Annotated in this window: 20 protein-coding genes; 6 read left to right on the top strand and 14 right to left on the bottom strand. The window is 62.6% G+C overall.

Going from position 1 to position 21,041, the window contains the following annotated elements; translation table 11 throughout:
• Position 1 precedes the first annotated feature (1 nt).
• The 13 genes from lpxA to rpsB all read right to left on the bottom strand — a co-directional run bounded on the left by lpxA (position 2) and on the right by rpsB (position 12,832).
• Complete coding sequence (gene lpxA / locus E5221_RS06345; RefSeq protein ID WP_023661474.1) at positions 2-778, bottom strand: acyl-ACP--UDP-N-acetylglucosamine O-acyltransferase; 777 nt, start codon at positions 776-778, stop codon at positions 2-4.
• Positions 775-1,215 (bottom strand): 3-hydroxyacyl-ACP dehydratase FabZ, encoded by a 441-nt coding sequence (gene fabZ, locus E5221_RS06340; RefSeq protein ID WP_004375427.1) that lies wholly within the window; start codon positions 1,213-1,215, stop codon positions 775-777. Before fabZ ends, lpxA begins: the two co-directional genes overlap by 4 nt.
• A gap of 114 nt (positions 1,216-1,329) precedes the next feature.
• The gene (lpxD, locus tag E5221_RS06335; protein ID WP_013971258.1) at positions 1,330-2,385 is read right to left on the bottom strand and encodes a UDP-3-O-(3-hydroxymyristoyl)glucosamine N-acyltransferase; all 1,056 of its coding nucleotides are present in this window, start codon (positions 2,383-2,385) and stop codon (positions 1,330-1,332) included.
• Between the two features lies 1 nt (position 2,386).
• Positions 2,387-2,890, bottom strand: coding sequence for an OmpH family outer membrane protein (locus E5221_RS06330; RefSeq protein ID WP_015269197.1), 504 nt, complete (start codon positions 2,888-2,890; stop codon positions 2,387-2,389).
• 44 nt (positions 2,891-2,934) lie between these two features.
• A complete protein-coding gene (gene bamA / locus E5221_RS06325) occupies positions 2,935-5,295 on the bottom strand; it encodes an outer membrane protein assembly factor BamA (protein ID WP_013971256.1) in 2,361 nt (786 codons plus the stop codon).
• A gap of 74 nt (positions 5,296-5,369) precedes the next feature.
• Positions 5,370-6,722 (bottom strand): RIP metalloprotease RseP, encoded by a 1,353-nt coding sequence (gene rseP, locus E5221_RS06320; RefSeq protein ID WP_247847014.1) that lies wholly within the window; start codon positions 6,720-6,722, stop codon positions 5,370-5,372.
• A 71-nt stretch (positions 6,723-6,793) separates the two neighbouring features.
• Positions 6,794-7,984, bottom strand: coding sequence for a 1-deoxy-D-xylulose-5-phosphate reductoisomerase (gene ispC, locus E5221_RS06315; protein ID WP_024086395.1), 1,191 nt, complete (start codon positions 7,982-7,984; stop codon positions 6,794-6,796).
• Positions 7,981-8,796: a phosphatidate cytidylyltransferase gene (locus E5221_RS06310; protein WP_013971253.1), complete on the bottom strand. Its 816-nt coding sequence runs from the start codon at positions 8,794-8,796 to the stop codon at positions 7,981-7,983. The genes ispC and E5221_RS06310 overlap by 4 nt, the downstream gene beginning before the upstream one ends.
• Positions 8,796-9,551, bottom strand: a complete 756-nt coding sequence (gene uppS, locus E5221_RS06305) for a polyprenyl diphosphate synthase (protein WP_039614796.1) — start codon at positions 9,549-9,551, stop codon at positions 8,796-8,798. Before uppS ends, E5221_RS06310 begins: the two co-directional genes overlap by 1 nt.
• Positions 9,552-9,566: 15 nt before the next feature.
• A complete protein-coding gene (gene frr, locus E5221_RS06300) occupies positions 9,567-10,124 on the bottom strand; it encodes a ribosome recycling factor (protein WP_004375414.1) in 558 nt (185 codons plus the stop codon).
• Positions 10,121-10,864 carry a UMP kinase gene (pyrH, locus tag E5221_RS06295; protein ID WP_003252294.1) on the bottom strand — a complete coding sequence of 248 codons (744 nt, stop codon included), beginning with the start codon at positions 10,862-10,864 and terminating at the stop codon, positions 10,121-10,123. The genes frr and pyrH overlap by 4 nt, the downstream gene beginning before the upstream one ends.
• Positions 10,865-11,044: 180 nt before the next feature.
• Positions 11,045-11,908, bottom strand: coding sequence for a translation elongation factor Ts (gene tsf / locus E5221_RS06290; RefSeq protein ID WP_247847013.1), 864 nt, complete (start codon positions 11,906-11,908; stop codon positions 11,045-11,047).
• 186 nt (positions 11,909-12,094) lie between these two features.
• A complete protein-coding gene (gene rpsB / locus E5221_RS06285) occupies positions 12,095-12,832 on the bottom strand; it encodes a 30S ribosomal protein S2 (RefSeq protein ID WP_003252287.1) in 738 nt (245 codons plus the stop codon).
• A 346-nt stretch (positions 12,833-13,178) separates the two neighbouring features.
• Between rpsB and map the strand changes: the two genes are divergently transcribed.
• Genes map through dapC form a run of 3 tightly spaced genes read left to right on the top strand, consistent with a single transcriptional unit; the run spans position 13,179 to position 17,933 of the window.
• On the top strand, positions 13,179-13,961 hold the full coding sequence (map, locus tag E5221_RS06280) for a type I methionyl aminopeptidase (RefSeq protein ID WP_004375406.1): 783 nt from the start codon (positions 13,179-13,181) through the stop codon (positions 13,959-13,961).
• A gap of 42 nt (positions 13,962-14,003) precedes the next feature.
• On the top strand, positions 14,004-16,706 hold the full coding sequence (locus E5221_RS06275) for a [protein-PII] uridylyltransferase (RefSeq protein WP_023662319.1): 2,703 nt from the start codon (positions 14,004-14,006) through the stop codon (positions 16,704-16,706).
• A gap of 30 nt (positions 16,707-16,736) precedes the next feature.
• A complete protein-coding gene (gene dapC / locus E5221_RS06270) occupies positions 16,737-17,933 on the top strand; it encodes a succinyldiaminopimelate transaminase (protein WP_013971248.1) in 1,197 nt (398 codons plus the stop codon).
• Positions 17,934-18,084: 151 nt separating this feature from the next.
• Here the strand turns inward: dapC and E5221_RS06265 are convergent, their stop codons facing one another.
• Entirely contained in the window at positions 18,085-19,731 is a 1,647-nt protein-coding gene (locus tag E5221_RS06265; protein ID WP_013971247.1) for a Na+/H+ antiporter, read from the bottom strand.
• A 248-nt stretch (positions 19,732-19,979) separates the two neighbouring features.
• On the opposite strand from E5221_RS06265, the gene E5221_RS06260 reads away from it, so the two are divergent.
• From E5221_RS06260 to E5221_RS06250, 3 genes are all read left to right on the top strand, one after another.
• Positions 19,980-20,258 carry a type II toxin-antitoxin system RelE/ParE family toxin gene (locus tag E5221_RS06260; protein WP_082810539.1) on the top strand — a complete coding sequence of 93 codons (279 nt, stop codon included), beginning with the start codon at positions 19,980-19,982 and terminating at the stop codon, positions 20,256-20,258.
• A gap of 8 nt (positions 20,259-20,266) precedes the next feature.
• On the top strand, positions 20,267-20,566 hold the full coding sequence (graA, locus tag E5221_RS06255; RefSeq protein ID WP_004375387.1) for a type II toxin-antitoxin system antitoxin GraA: 300 nt from the start codon (positions 20,267-20,269) through the stop codon (positions 20,564-20,566).
• Positions 20,567-20,692: 126 nt separating this feature from the next.
• Positions 20,693-21,040 (top strand): ArsC family reductase, encoded by a 348-nt coding sequence (locus tag E5221_RS06250; RefSeq protein WP_025337970.1) that lies wholly within the window; start codon positions 20,693-20,695, stop codon positions 21,038-21,040.
• Position 21,041 lies beyond the last annotated feature (1 nt).

Raw genomic sequence — 21,041 nt, 5'->3', positions numbered from 1 at the left:
GTCAGCGGGTGATGCCGCGGGCGGAGTTCACGATCGACTGGCGGAACAGATCGACCTCAGGGTGCTTCGCAGCCAGTTCGTCCAGCTCCTTGAGCGCGTCTTCGACGGTCAGGCCCTGGCGATAGACAATCTTGTAGCAACGGCGCAGCACATGGATCACCTCGTCGCTGAAACCCCGGCGGCGCATGCCTTCGAAGTTCATGCTGCGGGCTTCGGCCGGGCTGCCGAACACGGTGACGAAGGCCGGGACATCCTTGCCGATCGCCGTGCCCATGCCGGAAAACGCGTGGGCACCGATATGGCAGTACTGGTGCACCAGGGTGTAACCGGACAGGATCGCCCAGTCCCCCACGTGCACATGGCCGGCCAAGGCCGTGTTGTTGACCAGGATGCAGTGGTTGCCGATGACGCTGTCGTGGCCGATGTGGGCATAGGCCATGATCAGGTTATGGTCACCGACGGTGGTTTCCGAACGGTCCTGGACGGTACCGCGGTGGATGGTCACCCCTTCGCGGATCACATTGTGGTCACCGATCACCAGGCGCGTCGGCTCACCCTTGTACTTGAGGTCCGGGGTGTCTTCGCCGATCGAGGAAAACTGAAAGATACGGTTGTGCTTGCCGATGCGGGTCGGCCCTTTGAGCACAACATGCGGGCCGATAACGGTGCCCTCCCCGATCTCCACATCAGGGCCAACGATCGACCAGGGGCCGACCTCGACACCATCGGCCAGCCTGGCCGACGGGTCGATAATGGCCCGAGGATCAATCGAATTCATAGGGAGCGTTCCGCGCAGGTGATTTCTGCCGAGCAAACCGGCTTGCCGTCGACCAGGGCGCGGCACTCGAATTTCCAGATCATGCTCTTGCGGCTGAGGAACTTGGCTTCCAGCACCAACTGGTCACCTGGCAGTACCGGCTGACGGAAACGCAGCTTGTCGGAGCCGACGAAGTAGTACAGGGTGCCATCGGCCGGTTTGGCGTCGAGCATCTTGAAACCGAGGATACCCGCGGCCTGTGCCATGGCTTCGATGATCAGGACGCCCGGCATGATCGGGTGCGCCGGGAAATGGCCGTTGAAGAACGGCTCGTTGATGCTGACATTCTTGTAGGCACGAATGCTCTGGGCCTCGTAGTCCAGCTCCGTCACGCGGTCCACCAGCAGGAACGGGTAACGGTGAGGCAGGTATTCGCGAATCTCGTTGATGTCCATCATTTCGGGGGGGAAGCCTGTAATAAGAATAGGGAGCGTAGGTGCTGACCACACGCTCCTTTTGCAGTCCAAAGAGGAGCCAGCTAGCGACTGTTCACTCTTGCTCAGGGAATGGTATCAGCCTTCTGATGTCGGCTGGCCACCTGAGGTCACGGTATCGACGCGTTTTTCCAGCTGCTGGAGACGCTTGGCCATGTCGTCCAGGTGGCGGATACGCGCGGCGCTCTTGCGCCATTCAGCCAGTGGCTGCATGGCAGTGCCGGAAGAATAGGCACCCGGTTCGGTGATCGAACGGGTCACCATGGTCATCCCAGACACGAAAACGTTATCACAGACATCGATATGACCCACCATGCCGACACCTCCGGCAATGGTGCAATGCTTGCCGATGCGCGTGCTGCCGGAAATCCCGACGCATGCAGCCATGGCCGTATGCTCACCGATCTGCACGTTGTGGGCGATCTGGATCTGGTTGTCGAGCTTGACCCCATCAGCGATGCGCGTATCCGACAGTGCCCCGCGATCGACCGCAGTGTTGACACCGATTTCCACATCGTCGCCGATGGTAACACCACCGATCTGGGCAATTTTGCGCCACACGCCCTTCTCGTTGGCAAAACCGAAGCCTTCACCGCCAATCACGGCACCTGACTGGATGACCACACGCTTGCCGATGGTCACATCATGGTACAGGGTGACCCTCGGGGCCAGCCAGCCGCCCTCACCGATCACGCAACGGGCACCGACCACACAGTGTGCACCCACACTGACATTGGCCGCGATGCGCGCACCGCTTTCGATGACCGCGAACGGCCCGATGCTGGCACTGGCGTCCACCTGCGCGTCCTCGGCCACCACGGCGCTGGGATGAATACCCGCCACAGCCTTGGGTTTGGGGTCGAACAGGTGGGAGATGCGCGCATAGGCCAGATACGGGTCGGCGACGATCAGCGCATTGCCGGCAAAGCCTTCGGCGTCCGCTGCCTTCAGCAGCACCGCAGCCGCCTGGCTGCTATCCAGGAACTTGCGGTACTGCGGGTTGGCGAGGAAGCTCAGCTGACCTGGGCCAGCCTCCTGCAAGGTGGCCAGCCCGGTAATCTGCAGCGCCTCGGGCCCCTTGAGAGTGGCGCCGAGGGCCTCGGCCAACTGGCCTAGCGTCATGGTCACGGTCATATCAACGGGCTTGGTTCATGCGCTCGATGACTTGGCGGGTGATGTCGTACTGAGGCTTGACATCGATGACCGCGCCACGCTCGAGGACCAGGTCGTAACCACCTTTCTTGATCACTTCCTCGACAGCGCCATCCAGCTTCGGCTTCAGTTGCTTGAGCATGTCGCGGTCAGCAACGGCCTTGGCTTCGTTCAGTTCCTTGGACTGGAACTGGAAGTCACGGGCCTTCTGCTTGAACTCGAGTTCCAGGCGCTCGCGCTCCTGCTGCTGCATCTTGTCGCCGCCCTTGATCAGACGGTCCTGGATGCCCTTGGCGCTGCTTTCCAGGCTTTTCAGCTTGGTCAGTTGCGGGCCGAACTTCTTCTCGGCATCCACCGCGTATTTCTTGGCGGCGTCCGACTCCAGCAGGGCCATCTGATAGTTCAGGACGGCAACCTTCATTTCGGCGAAAGCCGGGGTGGCGACAAGCGCCGCGGCCACTACGGCCAGTTGGGTCAACTTACGCACGATGCACTCCTGGATAAACCGTTGTCATTAAGCGAGGGCCGACCTCAGAAGGTCTGGCCCAGAGAGAATTGGAACACCTGGGTGTCGGCATCGTCCGGCTTCTTGACCGGCATTGCCAGGCTGAAGCTCAGCGGGCCCAGTGCGGTGATCCAGGTCACGCCCAGGCCGACCGAGCTGGCCATACCCGAGAAACCGACCTTCTCGCAATCAGGCTGGTTGCCGCAATTGGTGTCGAACACGTTACCCACATCCCAGAACACGGACGTGCGCAGCGAACGCTGATCCTTGACGAATGGCAGCGGGAACAGCAGCTCCACACCACCTTGTACCAGCACGTTGCCACCAAACGGCAACGGATCCTGGTCCGGGTCGGCGATGGTGCCTGGCTTGCCACCGTTGGCCTCGCCGCGGCTTGGGGTACTGCGTGGGCCCAGGCTGCTGTCCTTGAAGCCACGGACGGAGTTGAAGCCACCCGCGAAGTAGTTCTCGTAGAACGGCAGGCCGGAGGTGCTGCCGTAACCATCACCATAGCCCAGCTCGGTGTGCAGGCGCAGGGTGTAGTCGTTGGTAATCGGCTTGAACAGCTGGCCGCGGTAGTCGAGCTTGAAGAACGACAGGTCGCTGCCCGGAATGGTGGATTCCAGGGTCAGGCTTTGCGAGTGACCACGGGTCGCCAGCACGCCTTTGTTCAGGGTCGACTCCGACCAGCCGATCGAGGCCTTGAAGTTCAGGAAGCTGTCGCCTTCCTCTTCGAGGAAATCGAAGATCTCGTCAACGGTGTACTTGCCGGTCTTGATCTTGTCCTGCTGCACGCTCAGGCCATAGGTCAGGCGCGAGGTCTCGCTGATCGGGTAGCCGAGGCTGACGCCTGCACCGTAGCTGTCCACCGCGTAGCTGGCCACGTCGACGTCGAGGTCGTCGTAGTCGGTGCTGCGGTAGAAGGCGTTGTAGCCCAGGCTCACGCCATCGGCAGTGAAGTAGGGGTCAACGAAGCCGAAGTTGTAGCGGGTCTGGTATTCCGAACGGGTCAGGCCGATGGATACCTTGTTACCGGTACCGAGGAAGTTGCTCTGGCTGATCGAGCCACCGAGGATCAGGCCGGCGCTCTGGGCGAAACCGACGCTGGCGGTGATCGAGCCGGAGGCCTGTTCCTCGACACTGTAGTTGACGTCGACCTGGTCGTCGGTGCCCGGCACCGGCGGGGTCTCGACGTTCACTTCCTTGAAGAAGCCCAGGCGTTCCAGGCGGGTCTTGGACTGGTCGATCAGGTAGGTCGAGGCCCAGCCGCCTTCCATCTGGCGCATTTCGCGACGCAGCACTTCGTCTTCGGTCTTAGTGTTGCCGCGGTAGTTGATGCGGTTGACGTAGGCACGCTTGCCAGGGTCGACCACGAACATGATGTCGACGGTGTGGTCTTCATCGTTCGGCTGCGGCACGCCGTTGACGTTGGCGAAGGTATAACCTTCGTTACCCAGGCGGCGGGTGATCAGCTCGGAGGTGCTGGTCATCACCTTGCGCGAGAACACCTGGCCAGGCTGCACCAGCAGCAGCGACTTGACCTGGTCTTCCGGCACCTTCAGGTCACCGGACAGCTTCACGTCGCGGACGGTGTACTTCTCGCCTTCGTTGATGTTGACGGTGATGTAGACGTGTTTCTTGTCCGGCGTGATGGACACCTGGGTGGAGGCGATGTCCATGTTGATGTAGCCGCGGTCCAGGTAGTAGGAACGCAGGCGCTCCAGGTCACCGGAGAGCTTTTCGCGGGCGTACTTGTCGTCGTTCTTGAAGAACGACAGCCAGTTGGTGGTCTTCAGCTCGAACAGCTGCGCCAGGGTCTCGTCGTCGAACACGTTGTTGCCAACGATGTTGATGTGCTGGATGGCGGCGACGGTACCTTCGTTGATCTTAATCTTCAGCGCCACGCGGTTGCGCGGCTGCGGCACCACCTCGGCGTCGACCTCGGCCGAATAGCGGCCCTGGGCCACGTATTGGCGCTGCAGCTCGTTACGCACACCTTCGAGGGTGGCACGCTGGAAGATCTCGCCTTCGGCCAGGCCGGATTGCTTCAGGCCTTTCATCAGGTCTTCGGTGCTGATGGCCTTGTTGCCTTCGATCTCGATGCTCGACACCGACGGGCGTTCGACCACGTTGATGATCAGGACATTGCCATCGCGGTTCAGCTGAATGTCCTGGAAGAAGCCGGTCTTGAACAGGGAACGGGTCGACTCCACCAGTCGGCGGTCATCGGCCTGGTCGCCGACGTTCAGCGGCAAGGCACCGAAGACACTGCCGGCGGAAACCCGCTGCAGGCCGTTGACGCGGATATCGGAGATGGTGAAGGACTCGGCGTGAACTTCAGCGATCATCAGTGCGGACATGACCGCAGTTAGCAGCAGACGTTTCATGAAGTCCTTTTATTCCAACTGGCAATAAACAGCCCGCCGCGACAAGACGGCAGGTTTCGCAATTGAGCGAAGCTTTATAGTCGACCCAGATCGTTGATCAGGGCGAGCAACATCACCCCAATGACCAAACTGATACCGATCTGGACCCCCCAACCTTGCACCCGATCCGACAGCGGACGACCGCGCGCCCACTCGACCAGGTAAAACAGCAAATGCCCCCCATCCAGAACCGGGATGGGCAGCAGGTTAAGAACCCCCAGGCTTATGCTCAGGTAGGCCAGGAAATTCAGGAAATCCCCCACGCCGGACTGGGCTGAAGCGCCCGCCACTTTAGCAATGGTTATCGGTCCGCTCAAGTTTTTTACCGAGAGCTCCCCGAACAGCATTTTCTTCAGCGATTCAAGGGTCAGGACGCTCATGTTCCAGGTGCGTGACAAGCCCTCACCCACCGCATCCAGCGGGCCGTAGCTGACTTCGCGGAGCATGTTGGCAGGCCATTCGCCACCTTTTACCCCGGCGCCCAGATAGCCGCCGGCCGCCTTGCCCTCGCCCTTGCGCGCCAGGGTGACCGGGATGTCCAGCACAGCACCATCGCGCTCGACGCGCACCACAACCTTGGTTTGCGGGCGGGCCCGCACGGCATCGACCACCTGCTGCCATTCGCTTACTGCCACGCCATCGAGCGCCAGCAGCTTGTCACCGGTTTTCAGGCCCGCAGCGGCAGCCGGCCCCTTCGGATCGATCTCGGCCAACACTGGTTCGATCGCCGGGCGCCAAGGGTGCAGCCCAAGGGACTGGATCGGGTCGGGCTCGTCGGCGCCCTTGAGCCAGCTGTCCAGCTTCACCTGCAGCTGGCGCTCGGCGCTGGCGCCCTCTTCACGCACGCCAACCTGCAAGGTGCCGCTCTCGCCCAGGCGGCGAACCAGTTGCAGGTTGACCGCAGACCAACCATTGGTCGGCTTGCCGTCGATGGAGACGATTTCCTGACCTGCGGTCAGGCCTGCCGATGCTGCCAGGCTGCCAGCATCGACCGCTCCGATCACCGGGCGGATCTGCTGAGTCCCCAGCATCGCCAACACCCAGAAGAACAGGATGGCCAGCAGGAAGTTGGCAACCGGGCCCGCCGCGACGATCGCGATGCGCTGGCGCACGGACTTGCGGTTGAACGACTGCTCGATCAGCGCCGGCGGCACGTCCCCCTCGCGCTCGTCGAGCATCTTGACGTAGCCACCCAGCGGGATCGCAGCGACCACGAACTCGGTGCCATGGCGGTCATGCCAGCGCAGCAGCGGCGTGCCGAAGCCCACCGAGAAGCGCAGCACCTTGACACCGCAGCGGCGTGCCACCCAGAAGTGGCCGAATTCATGGAAAGTGACCAGTACACCCAAGGCTACGAGGGTGCCGATAATCATGTAGAGCGCTGTCATATCCATCTCCGAATGATGTTCAGCGGGCTGGCATCATGCCCAGCCCCCTCGTGAACCGTGGCGGGCCTGCATCAGCGACCGTGACGCCTCAGCCACTCACGGGAAAGCTCCCGGGCACGCTGGTCGGCGGCGAACACCGCGTCCAGCGACGGCAGCGGTACGACGGGCTCCTGATCGAGCACCTGTTCGATCATACCCGCGATCTCCGGGAAGCGGATACGCCGCTGGAGAAATGCCTCGACTGCGACCTCATTTGCCGCATTGAGCACTGCCGGTGCGCTGTTGCCGGCCTCGGCAGCCTGCCGCGCCAGGCGCAGGCAAGGGAAGCGCTGTTCGTCGGGCGCCTGGAAGTCCAGACGGGCGATGGCGAACAGGTCCAGCGGCGCCACCCCGGAATCGATCCGCTCGGGCCAGGCCAGGGCGTTGGCGATGGGTGTGCGCATGTCCGGGTTACCCAGCTGCGCCAGCACCGAACCGTCGACATAATCCACCAGGGAGTGGATCACGCTCTGCGGGTGCACCACCACCTCGACCTTGGCCGGTGCGGCATCGAACAACCAGCAGGCCTCGATCAGCTCCAGGCCCTTGTTCATCATGCTGGCCGAATCCACGGAAATCTTGCGCCCCATGGACCAGTTGGGGTGCGCGCACGCCTGTTCCGGGGTGACGTCCAGCAACGCCTCGACGGGCGTCTCGCGGAACGGGCCACCGGAGGCGGTGAGCAGGATCCGGCGCACGCCGACGGCACTCAGGCCGCGCGCGTAGTCGCCGGGCATGCACTGGAAGATCGCATTGTGCTCGCTGTCGATCGGCAGCAGCACGGCACCACTGCGCCGCACCGCCTCCATGAACAGCGCGCCGGACATCACCAGCGCCTCCTTGTTGGCCAGCAACACCTTCTTGCCCGCCTCGACCGCCGCCAGGGTGGGACGCAGGCCGGCGGCACCGACGATGGCGGCCATCACCGCGTCCACTTCCGACGCAGAAGCCACCTGGCACAACCCGGCCTCGCCTTCCAGCACCTCGGTGGCGCAACCTGCCGCAACCAGGCTTTCGCGCAGTCGCGCGGCCGCCTCGGCATTCGGTACCACGGCGAATGTCGGCCGATGGCGCACGCACAGCGCAAGCAATTCGTCGATACGCGAATAGCCACTCAGGGCGAACACCTGGTAGCGGTCGGGATGGCGCGCGATGACATCCAGCGTGCTCAGGCCGATGGAGCCGGTGGCCCCGAGCACGGTAATACGCTGCGGACGGCTCACATCACACCCCATTCGGCGGCCCATAGCAGCACGGCGAAAATCGGGATCGCCGCAGTCAGGCTGTCGATGCGGTCGAGCACCCCACCATGGCCAGGCAACAGGTTGCTGCTGTCCTTGATACCGGAACGGCGCTTGAACATGCTTTCGGTCAGGTCACCGACCACCGAAGACATGACCACCAGGGCTGCACTCAGCAGGCCCAGCAGAATCTGGCCGAAGCCCCAGTCGCGACTGATTCCGACCACCAGGGTAATCACCAGGCTGACCGCCAGGCCGCCATACACGCCCTCCCAGCTCTTGCCAGGGCTGACCTGAGGCGCCAGCTTGCGCTTGCCGAAGGCACGGCCAGAGAAGTACGCGCCAATATCGGCAGCCCACACCAGCACCATGACCGACAGGATCAGCCAGTTACCCAGCGGCCAGTGCTTGAGCAGCACCAGACCCTGCCAGGCCGGCAGCAAAACCAGCAGGCCGATCAGCAACCGGCAGGCTGCACTGGCCCACAGCTCGCTACTACGTGGATAGGTAAGCACCAGCCAGGTGGCCAACCCCCACCAGATCACCGCAGCGCCCAGCACCCAGGGCGCCAGCTCCGGAAGGATGTACAGCAGCATCAGCGCTCCGGCGACGACCACGGCATAGGCGATGCGCAGCGGCTGGGCCATGAGCCCGGCCAGGCGCGCCCACTCCCAGGCCCCGAGGGTCACCACGAAGCCGATGAACAGGGCGAAGTCCCCACCGTTGAGCAGGAAGAAGCCACCCAGCGCGATCGGCAACAGGATCAGCGCGGTAATGATGCGTTGTTTAAGCATTAAGCACGAGCTCCAGCCTCGACCTGCTCGCTGGTTTTACCGAAGCGGCGCTGGCGCGAAGCGAAATCGGCCAGGGCGGTGCGCATGGCCTCGTGTTTGAAGTCCGGCCAGTACAGGTCGGAGAAGTACAGCTCGGCGTAGGCCAGCTGCCACAACAGGAAGTTGCTGATGCGGTGCTCGCCACCGGTGCGGATGCACAGGTCCGGCAGCGGCAGCTCGCCGGTTGCCAGGCAGGTCTGCAGCAGGCCCGGGGTGATGTCTTCCGGGCGCAGGTGCCCGGCTTGCACTTCCCGCGCCAGCCGCTGGGCGGCCTGGGCGATGTCCCACTGGCCACCGTAGTTGGCCGCGATCTGCAGGATGAAGCGGTTGTTGCCGGCGGTCAGCGCCTCGGCCTCGCGCATGGCGGCCTGCAGCTCGGGATGGAAACGCGAACGGTCACCGATGATACGCAGGCTGATGTTGTTCTCGTTGAGGCGCCTGGCCTCGCGGCGCAGGGCCGAGAAGAACAGCTCCATCAGCGCACCAACCTCTTCGGCGGGACGCTGCCAGTTCTCGCTGGAGAAGGCGAACAGGGTCAGCACCTCGACCCCGGATTCGGCACAGACTTCGATGACCGCGCGAACGGCGTCGACACCCGCCTTGTGCCCGGCAACACCGGGCAACAAGCGTTTTTTCGCCCAGCGGTTGTTGCCATCCATGATGATCGCGACATGACGCGGCACCGAGGACGGTGCCGCTGGCTTGGTCTTTTCCATTAAAAAACCCCGGCCTTAGACGGCCATCAGGTCCTTTTCCTTGGCTTTGAAGGCGGCATCGACTTCAGCAACGTACTTGTCGGTCAGCTTCTGGATCTCGTCAGCGGCGCGACGTTCTTCGTCTTCGCTGATTTCCTTGTCCTTGGTCAGCTTCTTCAGGTCGGCCAGAGCGTCACGGCGCACGTTACGCACGGCCACCTTGGCATCCTCGGCAACGCCGCTGGCCTGCTTGGTGTAGCCCTTGCGGGTTTCCTCGGTCAGGGCCGGCATCGGCACACGGATGGTGGTGCCGGCGCTGGACGGGTTCAGACCCAGGTCGGAGGTGAGGATGGCCTTCTCGATGGCGGCGCTGAGATTCTTGTCGTGGGCGACGATCTTCAGGGTGCGGGCATCTTCGACGGTGATCGCGGCCACCTGGTTCAGCGGCATCTCGCTACCCCAGGCAGTGACCTTGACGCTGTCCAGGATACTTGGGTGGGCGCGACCGGTGCGGATTGCCGCGAGGTTGCGAGCCAGGGCTTCGATAGACTTGCCCATGCGCTCCTGCGCGTCTTTCTTGATGTCGTTGATCATGCTTGGCCTTCCTCGATCAGAGTACCTTCAGCGCCACCCACCACGATGTTCAGCAGGGCGCCAGGCTTGTTCATGTTGAATACCCGCAATGGCATCTTGTGGTCACGGCACAGGCAGATTGCGGTCAGGTCCATCACACCCAGCTTGCGATCCAGGACCTCGTCGTAGGTCAGGTGATCGAACTTCTCGGCATGCGGGTCCTTGAATGGATCGGCAGTGTACACACCATCGACCTTGGTCGCCTTCAGCACCACGTCGGCATCGATTTCGATGGCGCGCAGGCAGGCCGCGGAGTCGGTGGTGAAGAACGGGTTGCCGGTACCGGCGGAGAAAATTACCACATCCCCGGAGTTGAGGTGGCGAATAGCTTTGCGACGATCGTAATGATCGGTGACACCGACCATGGAAATGGCCGACATGACCAGGGCCGGGATGTTCGAGCGCTCCAGCGCGTCGCGCATGGCCAGGCCGTTCATCACGGTGGCCAGCATGCCCATGTGGTCACCGGTGACGCGGTCCATGCCGGCTGCGCTGAGTGCGGCGCCGCGGAACAGGTTGCCACCACCGATCACCAGGCCGACCTGGACACCGATCCCTACCAGCTGGCCAACTTCGAGGGCCATGCGATCCAGCACTTTCGGGTCGATCCCGAAGTCTTCCGAGCCCATCAGGGCCTCGCCGCTAAGTTTGAGCAAAATGCGTTTATAGCGAGGTTGGCGACCACTCACCTGCTGAGCCATTGCGAGTCTCTCCTGCGGCGTACTTTTAGAAAATTCGTGCGGGCTGTTTGCAGCCTGCTAACTGTAGCGTGGCACCGCTTCGGTGCCAGCGACGACGGGCCTTATAAACCCTTCGCCGTTTTGACAAAGAGGCTGCGCGCGTGAGCGGGCAGCCTCTTTGGGGCGACAGACGGGGCTGTCTTACTGCTTGGCAGCAGCGACCTGAGCGGCAACTTCAGCAGCGAAGTCGTCGACTGGCTTCTCGATGCCTTCGCCTACCTTGAAGTAGGTGAAGGAAACGATTTCAGCACCGGCTTTCTTGGCCAGCTCGCCAACCTTGACTTCCGGGTTCATGACGAAGGCTTGCTCGACCAGCGAGGCTTCGGCCAGGAACTTCGAGATACGACCTTTGATCATGTTCTCGACGATGTTTTCCGGCTTGCCGGCGATCTTGTCAGCGTTCAGCTGCAGGAAGACGCCCTTCTCGCGCTCGATGGCTTCGGCCGATACTTCCGACGGCAGCAGGAACTCAGGGTTCGAAGCTGCAACGTGCATGGCGATGTTCTTGGCCAGCTCGATGTCGCCGCCTTTCAGAACAACGGCAGCGCCGATCTTGTTGCCGTGCAGGTAGGCACCGACAACGTCACCCTCAACGCGCACCAGGCGACGGATGTTGACGTTCTCGCCGCACTTGGCAACCAGGGCTTCACGAGCAGCTTCACGCGAAGCGATCAGCGGAGCAGCGTCGGTCAGCTTCTGGGCGAAGGCTTCTTCGATGCTGTCGGCAACGAAGTTCTTGAAGTCGTCTTGCAGGGCCAGGAAGTCGGTCTGCGAGTTCACTTCCAGCAGGACGGCGGATTTACCGTCGGTCTTGACGGCGATAGCGCCTTCAGCAGCGACGTTGCCAGCCTTTTTGGCGGCCTTGATGGCGCCCGAGGCACGCATGTCGTCAATGGCTTTTTCGATGTCGCCGCCGGCCTTTTCCAGGGCCTTCTTGCAATCCATCATGCCTTCGCCGGTACGCTCGCGCAGTTCTTTGACCAGCGCTGCAGTAATTGCTGCCATTTCAAAATCCTCTTGGAAAGTTTTTCAACCATTCCACCCGTTCGTCACGGGCGTTCAATTCTGCAAATCCACTGTGTTTATCTCAGCGGGCCCATGATGCGGGGCCGATGCTGACAGCAGGATTTCAAGGTGGCAAAAAGGGGGCAGAGCCCCCTTTTTGCGTGCCAAGTCGACGCTAGCGTCTAATTACTCGGCAGCAGGTGCAGCCGCTTCTTCAGCGTAAACTTCGGTGCCGCCGGCAACGTTGTTGCGGCCGCGGATGACTGCGTCAGCCATCGAAGTCATGTACAGCTCGATAGCGCGGATGGCGTCATCGTTACCTGGGATGATGTAGTCAACACCTTCCGGGCTGCTGTTGGTATCGACAACGCCGATTACCGGGATGCCCAGCTTGTTGGCTTCGGTGATCGCGATGCGCTCGTGATCAACGTCGATAACGAACAGAGCGTCTGGCAGACCACCCATGTCCTTGATGCCGCCCAGGCTGCGATCCAGTTTTTCCAGGTCGCGGGAGCGCATCAGGGCTTCTTTCTTGGTCAGCTTGGCGAAAGTGCCGTCTTCGGCCTGGGTTTCCAGGTCGCGCAGACGCTTGATCGAAGCGCGGATGGTCTTGTAGTTGGTCAGCATGCCACCCAACCAACGGTGGTCAACGTACGGCGAACCGCAACGAGCAGCTTGCTCGGCGACGATCTTGCCGGCGGAACGCTTGGTGCCGACGAACAGGATCTTGTTCTTGCCCTGGGCCAGGCGCTCTACGAACGACAGAGCGTCGTTGAACATTGGCAGGGTTTTTTCCAGGTTGACGATGTGGATCTTGTTACGCGCGCCGAAAATGTACTTGCCCATTTTCGGGTTCCAGTAACGGGTCTGGTGGCCGAAGTGCACACCGGCCTTCAGCATATCGCGCATGTTGACTTGGGACATGATAGTTCCTTGATAAGTCGGGTTGGGCCTCCACGTATCCCAATGACCAACCCGCGAATTCTGCAACTCGGGGCACCCAGGTCATCGTGTCGACACGTGTGTGGGTTAAGTGCTGACGGGGTCGTCCCCGAAAGCGGCGCATTTTATACCACAGACCGCGACCGAACGGAACCCGGATACTGTTGCGTCCGTCAGCGGTTTTTGCAGCACCCCGGCTTTCGCGCCAGAATGCCAGCTGTAGACAGCAGCATTGCCGCCTTTATCCCGACCGATCGGCGCCCTGCTCTGCTAGAATCCGGCCTTTCCCGTTTGTTCGCGCCGTGCACGGCGCTGTAGAGAGCCTGTAATGACCGTCACCATCAAGACCGCAGAAGACATCGAGAAGATGCGCATCGCTGGCCGCCTGGCCGCCGAGGTGCTGGAAATGATCGAGGAACACGTCAAGCCCGGTGTCACCACCGAAGAGCTGGACCGCCTGTGTCACGACTACATCGTCAACGTCCAGCAGGCCATCCCGGCACCGCTCAACTACAAGGGCTACCCGAAGTCGATCTGCACCTCGATCAACCATGTGGTCTGCCACGGCATCCCCAACGACAAGCCGCTCAAGGACGGTGACACGCTGAACATCGACGTCACCGTGATCAAGGACGGCTACCACGGCGATACCAGCCGCATGTTCCACGTCGGCACCGTGCCGGTATGGGCCGAGCGCCTGTCCAAGGTTACCCAGGAGTGCATGTACAAGGCCATCGAACTGGTCAAGCCGGGCTGCCGACTGGGCGACATCGGCGAAGTGATCCAGAAGCACGCTGAAAAGAACGGTTTCTCGGTGGTACGCGAGTTCTGTGGCCACGGCATCGGCAAGGTGTTCCACGAAGAGCCGCAGATCCTGCACTACGGCCGCGCCGGCACCGGCATGGAGCTGAAGGAAGGCATGACCTTCACCATCGAGCCGATGATCAACCAGGGCAAGGCCGACACCAAGGTGCTGGGCGACGGCTGGACCGCCATCACCAAGGACCGCAAGCTCTCGGCCCAGTGGGAGCACACCCTGGTGGTGACCGCGACCGGCTACGAGATCTTCACCCTGCGCAAGGACGACACCATCCCGCGCACCTCGGCCTGACCGCACTCCCACAGGCCACCCCCACGACAGGAACGTGACGCGATGCCCCAGGTGGACCCCGAGCTGTTCGACCGCGGCCAGTTCCAGGCGGAACTGGCCCTCAAGGCGAGCCCCATCGCCGCCTTCAAGAAAGCCATCCGCCAGGCCGGCGAGGTGCTCGACAAGCGTTTCCGCAGTGGCAGCGAAATCCGCCCACTGATCGAGGCCCGCGCCTGGCTCGTCGACAACATCTTGCAACAGGCCTGGAACCAGTTCGACTGGGGTGACCAGAGCGGCATCGCCCTGGTCGCGGTGGGTGGCTACGGGCGCGGTGAGCTGCACCCGCATTCGGACATCGACCTGCTGATCCTGCTGGGTGCAGCCGAACACGAGCAGTACCGCGACGCCATCGAGCGGTTTCTCACCCTGCTGTGGGACATCGGCCTGGAAGTGGGCCAGAGCGTGCGCACCGTCGACGAATGCGCCGAGCAGGCCCGCGCCGACCTGACGGTCATCACCAACCTGATGGAAAGCCGCACCATTGCCGGCCCCGAGGCTCTGCGCCAACGCATGCTTGAGGTGACCAGCACTGCGCACATGTGGCCGAGCAAGGACTTCTTCCTGGCCAAGCGCGCCGAACTCAAGGCCCGCCACCACAAGTACAACGATACCGAGTACAACCTCGAACCCAATGTGAAAGGTTCACCCGGTGGGCTGCGCGACATCCAGACGGTGCTGTGGGTGGCCCGCCGCCAGTACGGCACACTCAACCTGCACGCCTTGGCCGGCGAAGGTTTCCTGCTGGAAAGCGAGAACGAGCTGCTGGCTTCGTCCCAGGACTTCCTGTGGAAGGTGCGCTACGCCTTGCATATGCTGGCCGGGCGCGCCGAGGACCGCCTGCTGTTCGACCACCAGCGCAGCATCGCCGCGCTGCTGGGCTACAGCGACGACAACCCCAAGCGGGCGATCGAGCAGTTCATGCAGCAGTACTATCGGGTGGTGATGAGCATCAGCCAGCTGTGCGACCTGATCATCCAGCACTTCGAGGAGGTCATCCTTGCCGATGACGACAGCGGCACCACCCAGCCGCTGAATGCGCGCTTCCGCCTGCATGATGGCTATATAGAGGCAGTCAGGCCGAACGTGTTCAGGCGCACACCGTTCGCCATGCTGGAAATCTTCGTGCTGATGGCTCAGCACCCCGAGATCAAGGGGGTACGCGCCGATACGGTGCGGCTGCTGCGCGAACACCGGCACCTGATCGACGACACTTTCCGCACCGATATCCGCAACACCAGCCTGTTCATCGAGCTGTTCAAGTGTGAAATCGGTATCCACCGCAACCTGCGGCGGATGAACCGCTACGGCATACTTGGCCGCTATCTGCCGGAGTTCGGCCTGATCGTCGGGCAGATGCAGCACGACCTGTTCCACATCTATACGGTCGATGCGCACACCCTCAACCTCATCAAGCACCTGCGCAAGCTGCAATACACCCCGGTGTCCGAGAAATTCCCGCTGGCCAGCAAGCTCATGGGCCGCCTGCCCAAGCCCGAGCTGATCTACCTGGCCGGCCTGTACCACGACATCGGCAAGGGCCGCCAGGGCGACCATTCCGAGCTGGGCGCGGTGGATGCGCAGAAGTTCTGCGAGCGCCACCAGTTGCCGGCCTGGGACAGCCGGCTGATCGTCTGGCTGGTGCTGAACCACCTGGTGATGTCGACCACCGCCCAGCGCAAGGACCTGTCCGACCCTCAGGTAATCAACGATTTTGCCCTGCACGTGGGCGACGAGACACGCCTGGACTACCTGTACGTGCTGACCGTGGCCGATATCAACGCCACCAACCCCAGCCTGTGGAACTCGTGGCGGGCCAGCCTGCTGCGCCAGCTGTACACCGAGACCAAACGCGCCCTGCGCCGAGGCCTGGAAAACCCGCTGGACCGCGAAGAGCAGATTCGCCAGACCCAATCGGCAGCGCTGGATATCCTGGTGCGCGAAGGCACCGACCCGGACGACGTCGAGCAGCTGTGGTCGCAGCTGGGGGATGACTACTTCCTCAAGCACACCGCTGCCGACGTGGCCTGGCACAGTGACGCGATCCTCCAGCAGCCAGCCGATGGCGGGCCGCTGGTGCTGATCAAGGAAACCACCCAGCGCGAATTCGAAGGTGGCACGCAGATCTTCATCTATGCCCCCGACCAGCACGACTTCTTCGCCGTGACCGTGGCGGCGATGTCGCAGTTGAACCTGAACATTCATGACGCGCGGATCATCACCTCGAGCAGCCAGTTCACCCTCGATACCTACATCGTGCTGGACAACGACGGCGGCTCGATCGGCGACAACCCGCAGCGGGTCAAGCAGATTCGCGACGGCCTGACCGAAGCGCTGCGCAACCCCGAGGACTACCCGACCATCATCCAGCGCCGGGTACCGCGCCAGCTCAAGCATTTTGACTTCCCGCCACAGGTGACCATCCTCAACGATGCCCAGCGGCCGGTGACCATCCTCGAAATCACCGCACCTGACCGCCCTGGCCTGCTGGCCCGGCTGGGGCGGATCTTCCTGGAGTTCGACCTGTCGCTGCAGAACGCCAAGATCGCCACCCTCGGCGAGCGGGTGGAAGACGTGTTCTTCATCACCGATGCCGATAACCAGCCGCTGTCCGACCCGCAACTGTGCAGCCGACTGCAGGAAGCCATCGTCCAGCAGCTGCAGGCCGGCCAGGCCAGCGATGCCAGCCCTACCCGCGTGACCTTTTAACGATTAGACGATTGACGAGACCTTGCGCCGATGAACCATGCCTTGACCCAGCTTCAGCCCTACCCGTTCGAAAAACTCCGCGCCCTGCTGGGCAGCGTTGCACCTGCGGCGGACAAGCGCGCCATCGCCCTGTCGATCGGTGAGCCGAAGCACGAATCGCCGGCGTTCGTCGCCCAGGCCATGGCCGACAACCTCGACAAGCTAGCGGTGTACCCGAGCACCATCGGCCTGCCCGCCCTGCGCCAGGCCATTGGCCAGTGGTGCGAGCGGCGCTTCGGCGTACCGGCCGGCTGGCTGGATGCCGACCGCCACATCCTGCCGGTCAACGGCACCCGTGAAGCGCTGTTCGCCTTCACCCAGGCCGTGGTCAACCGCGCCGATGACGGCCTGGTGGTCAGCCCCAACCCGTTCTACCAGATCTACGAAGGCGCAGCGCTGCTGGCCGGTGCCACCCCGCACTACCTGCCGTGCCTGGAAAGCAACGGTTTCAACCCCGACTTCGACGCCGTACCGGCTGAAGTGTGGAAGCGTTGCCAGATCCTGTTCCTGTGCTCGCCGGGCAACCCCACCGGCGCACTGGTGCCGATGGACACCCTGAAGAAGCTGATTGCCCTGGCCGACGAACATGACTTCGTGATTGCCGCCGACGAGTGCTACAGCGAGCTGTACTTCGACGAGGATGCCCCACCACCAGGCCTGCTGACTGCCTGCGCGGAACTGGGCCGCAGCGACTTCAAGCGCTGCGTGGTATTCCACAGCCTGTCCAAGCGCTCCAACCTGCCGGGCCTGCGCTCGGGCTTCGTCGCCGGTGACGCCGAGATCATCAAGCCGTTCCTGCTGTACCGCACCTACCACGGCTGCGCCATGCCGGTACAAACCCAACTGGCCAGCATTGCTGCCTGGCAGGACGAGGCGCATGTGCGTGAGAACCGCGACCAGTACCGCGCCAAGTACGACGCCGTGCTGGATATCCTGCAGCCGGTGCTGGATGTGCAACGCCCGGATGGCAGCTTCTACCTGTGGGCCAAGGTGCCCGGCAGCGATGCCGAGTTCACCCGCGACCTGTTCGAGGCCCAGCATGTGACGGTGGTACCGGGGTCGTACCTGTCGCGTGAAGTGGATGGCGTGAACCCGGGTGCCGGGCGTGTGCGCATGGCACTGGTTGCACCGCTGGCCGAGTGCATCGAGGCGGCGGAGCGGATTCGCGAATTCCTGCAGAACCGCTGATTCGACAGGGGCCGTACAACTCTCGAGTGTTGTGCAGTACCTGTAGGAGCGGGTTTACCCGCGAACACCGGCACAGCCGGTGCCATGCACCGCGTCGCCTGATTCGCGGGTAAACCCGCTCCCACAGGGCCGCAAAGCGGCCCCTTGGGGTCTACCTGACTGACCCCAGGTTTGCTTCACTCATATCCAGCTCACCCAGCACCTGCCGCACCACTTCATCCCCCACCAGATGCTGGCGATGCAGTTCATACAGCTCCAGCCGCTGGGCCCGCAGCGCCCGCAGGCGCAAACGCCGCTCCAGCAGGTCCATCTGCTCGGCCAGAGCCTTGGCTTCGGCACTGTCGTTGTAGCTGTCCAGCTCATCGCGGTATTCCGCCATCAAGCGCGCCTTCAACTCGGTCGCCAGGGTCGCCTGCGCGGCATCCTGCGGCGCATTGCTGTCGATCACTTCCTCTGCCTCCAGTGCATGGATCGCCGCCTCGGCCGTGCGTCGCCAGGCCTCCTGCACCTCCTGGTGCAAGCGCTCGTCCGGGCTCTTGGTCACCCCGCGCAGCAACAGCGGCAGCGCGATACAGGCGCTGATCAATGACAACAGGATCACACCGGCCGCAATGAAGATCAGCAAGTCACGCTCCGGGAAGGCCTTGCCTGCTCCCATCAGCAACGGGATCGACATTACACCGGCCAGGGTGACCGCACCGCGCACACCACCCAGGGTCAGCAACCAGCAGGAGCGCGCCGTGGGCATCAGCACCAGCGCCGGCTTGCCGCGCCAGCGGCGTACCACACCGATCGAGCGCCAGATGCTCTGGACCCAGATGAACCGCAGCAAGATCAGCGCCACAAAGATCGCCACCACATCCAGGCAGCGCCAGGCCAGGGTCGGCCAGACGGTGGGTTCATGGCTGACCACGGCCTTGATGATGTCCGGCAACTGCAGGCCCAGCAGCAGGAAGATCAGGCCGTTGAAAGCGAACTCCAGCAGCGACCACACACTGCGGTTGAGCAGGCGCGTGCTGGTCTGCCGTGGCAGCAGGTCGAGCCAGCTCTGCATCATGCCGGCGGCCACCGCCGAAAGGATGCCGGACACGCCCAGGCGCTCGGCCAGCACGTAGGCAGCGAAGGGCAGCAGCAACATGAACACCACATGGGTGGCCGGGTCGTCCCAGCCGCGAGCGATCATCCAGGCACGCAGGCGGCCGATCAGCCAGCTCAGGGCCACGCCCACCGCCAAGCCGCCCAGGGCGACCAGTACGAAGCTGAAGCTTGCGTCCGTCAGCGAGAACACCCCGGTGATCGCCGCCGCCAGGGCGAACTTGAAGGTCACCAGGCCCGAGGCATCGTTCATCAGGGCCTCGCCCTGGAGCATGTGCATCAGCGGGGTGGGCAGGCGGTCCTGGGTAATGGCCGAAACCGCCACGGCGTCGGTTGGCGACAACACTGCTGCCAGGGCGAAGGCCACTGGCAGCGGGATGCTCGGCAGCAGCCAGTGAATGAAGTAACCGGCACCGACCACGGTAAACAGCACCAGGCCCACGGCCAGCGCCACCACCGGCCCACGAATGCGCCACAACTCGCGCTTGGGAATGCGCCAGCCGTCGGCGAACAGCAACGGCGGCAGGAACAGGAACAGGAACAGCTCGGGGTCCAGTGCCACATGCAGGCCCAGTGTCGGCCAAGCGAGCAAGGCACCGGCGGCGATCTGTACCAGCGGCAAGGGCAGCGGAATCATGCGGCCGACCAGCTTCGACACGCTGACCAGCGTCAGCAGGATGAGGACGGTGTAGGCGGACTGCATCCGGGAAAGCTTCCTTTGTGAACCAGAAACGACAACAGGGCGAAACATCGCCATTGAAACAATATGTTAGCGGCGATGGGGGATTCGGGGCCGCTGCACGATAGTCGCAGGTGGCGGTTGAATATGTAACATGATGATACCCAGCAATCGTGACTGACGTTGGCGAGCATCGTGCGCTAATCAGGCTTGAATTGCTGGAATCCCGTCGTATAATCAACCTTAACGAATAACGTTAAGCATTCAGCCTCATGATTCGAAGCTTTAGCTGTGCCGACACGGAAGCACTTTTTACTCATGGAAAGACACGGCGTTGGTCAGATATCAAGTCAGTTGCGGAACGCAAACTGGCCATGCTCGATGCCGCAACAGAGCTGCGAGACCTTCGGTCGCCACCTGGCAACCGTCTCGAGGCATTGAGCGGCAACCGTGCAGGCCAGCACAGTATCCGTGTCAATGACCAATGGCGCCTGTGCTTTATCTGGACCGACAACGGGCCGATTAACGTTGAAATTGTCGATTACCACTGAGGTGCATCATGCTCAAGAACGGTATGCGTCCGATTCATCCCGGAGAAGTCCTGCGTGAGGACTTCCAGAAAGAAATGGGTTTCAGCGCCGCGGCACTGGCCCGGGCGCTAGGCGTTGCCACGCCAACCGTCAACAACATCCTGCGTGAACGGGGCGGTGTTTCCGCCGACATGGCGCTGCGCCTGTCCATCTGCCTGGACACCACCCCCGAGTTCTGGCTCAACCTGCAGACCGCCTTCGATCTGCGCACCGCCGAACAGCAACACGGTGATGAGATCATCGGTTCGGTACAGCGCCTGGTCGCTTGAGACATACCTTGATCAGTAAACATGGGCACCACGGGCGTGGCGCCGCGAGGATCGTTCCCGCATAATCCCGCGACTGAAATCGGAAAATGGAGAAATTGGGGCAGTCTGTGATCCCCAATGCACACAATGACCTACACGCTCTACGGCATCAAAGCCTGTGACACCATGAAAAAGGCACGTACCTGGCTCGAAGACCAGGCCATCGCCTACGAATTTCACGACTACAAGGCCCAAGGCATCGACCGTGACAGCCTGAACCGCTGGTGCGACGAACACGGCTGGGAAGTCATCCTCAACCGTGCCGGCACCACCTTCCGCAAGCTGGACGACGCCAGCAAGGCCGACCTCGACCAGGCCAAGGCCGTCGAGCTGATGCTGGCCCAGCCGTCGATGATCAAGCGCCCGGTGCTCGACCTTGGCGCGCGTACCTTGGTCGGCTTCAAGCCCGACCTGTACGCCGCTGCCCTGGCCTGAG

Source organism: Pseudomonas sp. A2 (assembly GCF_023100865.1).
Taxonomy (GTDB): Bacteria; Pseudomonadota; Gammaproteobacteria; order Pseudomonadales; family Pseudomonadaceae; genus Aquipseudomonas; species Aquipseudomonas asiatica.
The sequence above is the reverse complement of the archived record's forward strand: the minus strand, read 5'-3'. Positions and strand labels throughout refer to the sequence as shown.